Source organism: Acaryochloris sp. IP29b_bin.148 (genome assembly GCF_028285565.1).
Taxonomy (GTDB): Bacteria; Cyanobacteriota; Cyanobacteriia; order Thermosynechococcales; family Thermosynechococcaceae; genus Acaryochloris.
Map to the genome: position 1 here is coordinate 1 of NZ_JANQOY010000250.1, position 4,167 is coordinate 4,167.

At 43.9% G+C, this 4,167-nt stretch carries 4 protein-coding genes; 1 reads left to right on the forward strand and 3 read right to left on the reverse strand.

Annotation, left to right across the window (positions count from 1 at the left end):
- On the forward strand, positions 1 to 414 hold a 414-nt coding region (locus Q0986_RS22725; protein ID WP_299416587.1), incomplete at its 5' end, for a zinc ribbon domain-containing protein.
- Positions 415 to 575: 161 nt separating this feature from the next.
- On the opposite strand, the gene Q0986_RS22730 is transcribed toward Q0986_RS22725, so the two are convergent.
- The 3 genes from Q0986_RS22730 to Q0986_RS22740 all read right to left on the reverse strand — a co-directional run bounded on the left by Q0986_RS22730 (position 576) and on the right by Q0986_RS22740 (position 4,097).
- Positions 576 to 1,235 (reverse strand): potassium channel family protein, encoded by a 660-nt coding sequence (locus Q0986_RS22730; RefSeq protein WP_299416590.1) that lies wholly within the window; start codon positions 1,233 to 1,235, stop codon positions 576 to 578.
- Positions 1,236 to 1,544: 309 nt separating this feature from the next.
- A complete protein-coding gene (locus Q0986_RS22735; protein WP_299416592.1) occupies positions 1,545 to 2,081 on the reverse strand; it encodes a pentapeptide repeat-containing protein in 537 nt (178 codons plus the stop codon).
- A 45-nt stretch (positions 2,082 to 2,126) separates the two neighbouring features.
- Positions 2,127 to 4,097: an efflux RND transporter permease subunit gene (locus tag Q0986_RS22740; RefSeq protein WP_299416596.1), complete on the reverse strand. Its 1,971-nt coding sequence runs from the start codon at positions 4,095 to 4,097 to the stop codon at positions 2,127 to 2,129.
- Between the last annotated feature and the right edge of the window lie 70 nt (positions 4,098 to 4,167).

Below are 4,167 nucleotides of genomic sequence, written 5' to 3' on the forward strand. Positions count from 1 at the left end.
GCAGAATATGTCCGCCGTTTGCGAGAAGGGTTAGGGATGACTCAGAAGCAGGTTGCCTTAAAAGCGGATCTGCATGTCCAAAGTCTTGGCAAGTTAGAACGAGGCAAGACAACTAAGCTGAATCGTAAAACCATCAACGGTTTGGCCTATGCTTTACAAGTCCCTGGAGAGTATTTGGAGAGTGTGTATAAAGGCAGTTCAGTTGAGGTGGTTCATGCCATAAAATTCTGTCCAAAATGCTGGGTGCCCGGAACGCCTCCTGATGCTCTGTGGACGAATGTAAGAGCGAAATTTTGTTTTGAGTGTGGTGAGCGTTTACGAAATCGCTGTGAAAGCTGCAATGAGCTAATTACATCTCTAAAACATCGTTTCTGTCCTTATTGTGGTCAGGCTTATAAATACACAAAAACCTAAATTTTGCAGTCTTAAAATACTGCTAATTTAGGTCTACAGCGATCTTGTTGCCAGTTCTGAAGCCTTTTGTAATTGCAGATGAGGCTGCATAGCTAATAGTCTGCGGAACAAAAATCTCTGGCTATATCTAACGGTTTAGTAGGAGAGTGTCAACTGGCTGCCTATCTTTGTTGGAGCAGATAACCACCCACCACAATTGCGATAAAGACGGTCACGTACATCTGCCCAATAATGGCTTCCAAATTTGTCAGGATTAAGGCAATTTCACTCACCGGCACAATGTCCCCATAGCCCAGAGTAGTGAGCGTTGTAAAGCTAAAATGTAGGGCCTTCAGAAAGGAATGTTGTTGCACAAGGGGTTTAGAAAAGGCATAGGGATCGAGCGTTGAGACAATGCCATACAGTAAAGCCCATACAAAACCAATGAGCATATAGACACTAATGCCACCCCTAACTGTGTCTAATGTCACTTTAGGAGTACGAAAGATGTCTCTCCCAATCCAATAGGCAGCGCCACTAAGGTAAGCGGCAAAGATGACTTGACTGATAACTGCAAATGTTTGATTCAATCTTGGAATCCAACCCAAACTGGCACATACTTCTAAGCAAGCAGCCATAACGGCAATCACGATATAGAGATACAACTGCAGTTTGGGCAAAGTAAAACTGTAGATAATCACCATGATGGTGTAAAGCAACAGTAAAGTTGTCACAATCCTGCCTATACCTGACTGTAGAAATGGAGACACTGAGAAGACGAGGATTAAGACAAAGAGAAGTTGTCGATATTTATGGCTTCTGGGCTGTTCGGGACGTTTCATTATAGATTCAGGTTTTATTGTCTTCATAAAGAGTTGTAACTAAGCCTCTTACCCCAGAGCTAACACTAGAAGAGCTTACCCGTAATCTTTCTGCATAAGTACATGACTAAAATTTACGACTGGTAAAACATCGGTTCTGTCCGTATTGTGGTCAGGCTTATAAATACTCAAAAACCTGAATTTTGAAGCTAAAAGTACTGCTAATTAAGGTCTACAGAGATCCTGAGATAAGAATTATGTTTATGTCAGCATGGAGTGTCATTTTGCTGGCATTTCAAATCAGTTGAGATTTAACAGTCCATTCAATCTCTATTCATTGATCGTCGGAATAGTTGAGTTTGCTTCAACAGAACAATCTTCTAAATTGACATCAGCATCAGTTAGATCTGCACCCAATAGATTAGCCTCACACACATTGGAACCTTGTAATTTTGCACCACGTAAGATCGCCTGTGTAAAGTCGGTACCGCCCAACCTCGAATTTTCTAAATTGCTGCCATATAAGTAGGCTGAAGTTAGATTTGCATTTTCTAAGTTAGCCTGTTCCAAATTACTCAATAATAGTGATGTATTGCGGAGGTTCGCTCCCTGTAAATTAGCCTTTCGAAGATTAGCATGGATGAGAATCAATCCGCTTAAATCTGCACCACTGAGATCACAGCCTTCGCAAGCATTGGACTGCTTCAACTGAGCAACATGCTCTGGATCTGCAGCTTGGGCTGCACTATCCAAAATTGTTCCCAAGGAAAATGCAAGCATTAATACACAAAATTTCTTGTCTCTTACTTTAGTCAGGATAGTTCCAAATCTCACTTTGAATATGTCTTTAATGTCGATACTCATCATGGCTGACAATTTCACACGTTTCCTTCGTTATTGGGTCCGGTTTTTTCACTTGAATGGATTATTTTTAGGAGTTAGTTGTAAGTACAACCCTGGTACTACTAATAAGGCAATTAACGTGGCAGAAAGAAGACCAAAAATAATGGCCATACAGAGGGGAAACCAGTTAGCCTCACTCAATGCAAGCGGAATTAAACCAATTATTGTCGTAATGGAAGTCGTTAGAATAGGTCGCAGTCTATCACTGGCACCATGAGCCGCAGCCTGACGAACATCCATGCCTTGTTTACGCCGCTCATTCATCGTTTCTACCATCACAATGGCATCATTCACCACGATACCCGTCAGAGCAATCACACCAATTGCAGCAGGGAAAGAAAACGACAGATTTAACAGGAAAAAGCCGATAAAAGTGCCAATCAAAGCAAAGGGGATCGTCAAGATAATAATCAAGGGTTGAGAATAGGAACCAAACTGTAAGACTAAGACAGCAAAGACTAGAAAAATAGCTACGACTAGCATCTGTGTAGCAGAACCAAAAGTCTCATCACTGGTTTCTGCATCCCCGCCATAGCGATAGGAATAACCCCGCGGCCAGGATTTCCGAAGGTCTTCCAGCTTAGGAGTTAAGGCTTCAAGGATATTGGTGTTGTAAATACCAATGCCAGGGATATTTTTCGCTAGTACGGTCACTGTTCGCTGCCCATTCCGATGGGTAATGGAAAGGGGGACCGCATCAGGAGAAGGTTCAAGCACTGCTTCGGCGGGAATCGTTTTGCCGTCTGGCGTGACAAACCGAATCGTTTGGAATTCATCTTGCCGGGATGGTCCCCCTACTTCCCCTTGACGCGAGGGCCAAAGGGTACTCATGCGAATTTCGATATCTTCTTCACCACTGCCAATTGGGAAATCACCAATGTCGTTGTCGAACATCAGAAATCGCCCTTGTGCGGCCAGATCATCCTGCGTCAGACCGTAAAAATTAAGGGCCTCTCGCTTGGGAATTAGCTTGTAATCCTCTCGCAAGTTGCCTAGATCATCGCGTACATCCATGGTGCCTGGAATTTCCCGTAATGCTTGCTGGACCTGCACCGAGATCTCACGGAGAACCTGCATATCATCACCGCTAATCTCCACCTGGATCGGATCATCACCTCCTCCTGCAATGGGATATTGCATGGATAAAGTAGATCCTGGATAGTTACGAAGAATTTTCTCTTGCAGGTCTTGTCGTAAGTCACGCACATATTCATAGGAATTTCGCTGGCGTTGATTTTGATCTACAAATACCGCAGAGAAACCAACAAAGTAATCCGCATTTGCAGGCTTGAGTTCACTGGAGGCCACCAGTCCGCTGGGTTTGCCGACCAATTTTACTAAGCTTTTGAAAACTGGCTTCCCATCCGGATCTTGGTAGGTGCGCAGCAATTCTCCCATTTGGTCGGCTACGTCTTGAGATCGCGCCAGCGTTGCACTAGGAGCCATCTGTACATTAATACTGAGCTTAGTATCTTCATTGACGGGAAACAGGTTTGGGGGCAGCGTTGCGAACAATACGCAGGCAAACACAAACATCCCCAACGCAGCCAAGGACCAAAGACGAGCTACAAGTCGGTTGGGTACAGTGAACCGCAAACTCCATTCTGCAAAGCGAGCAGAAGCTAATTCCGTAAGCCGATCAACAAAGGTTTTAGTGTCTCCTCCTTTGACATTGCCCAGCAACACTTTTGATAGGGGAATCACCACCAATAGCGACAAGGCATAGCTAAGAACTAGACAGGTAATTGCACTAATCGGAATTAGCCGAATAAACTTGCCCAATGTTCCTGAAATCGCCATCAACGGGGCCAGAGCAAAAATAGTGGTTAATTGACCCGTAAAAGCTGGACCAGCATAGGACTTAACCGTTTTTAGGGCTGACTCAGAAAAGCTTAATCCCTCCACAAAAATACCTTCATGCATCCCCTCTAACATCAGGATAAAGACATCTACTAAGGCGATTTCTGGGAAAGAACTCACGGACTAAATTGGCTTGATGAGGATGTCCCATTTAGGTAATTGAGGATTTCTTTCCAATCGTTTCTCAATC

Bases quoted from the DNA above. Each gene is read 5' to 3' on its own strand.
- Q0986_RS22735 (WP_299416592.1), bottom strand. From the start codon at position 2,081: ATGATGAGTATCGACATTAAAGACATATTCAAAGTGAGATTTGGAACT.
- Q0986_RS22730 (WP_299416590.1), bottom strand. From the start codon at position 1,235: ATGAAACGTCCCGAACAGCCCAGAAGCCATAAATATCGACAACTTCTC.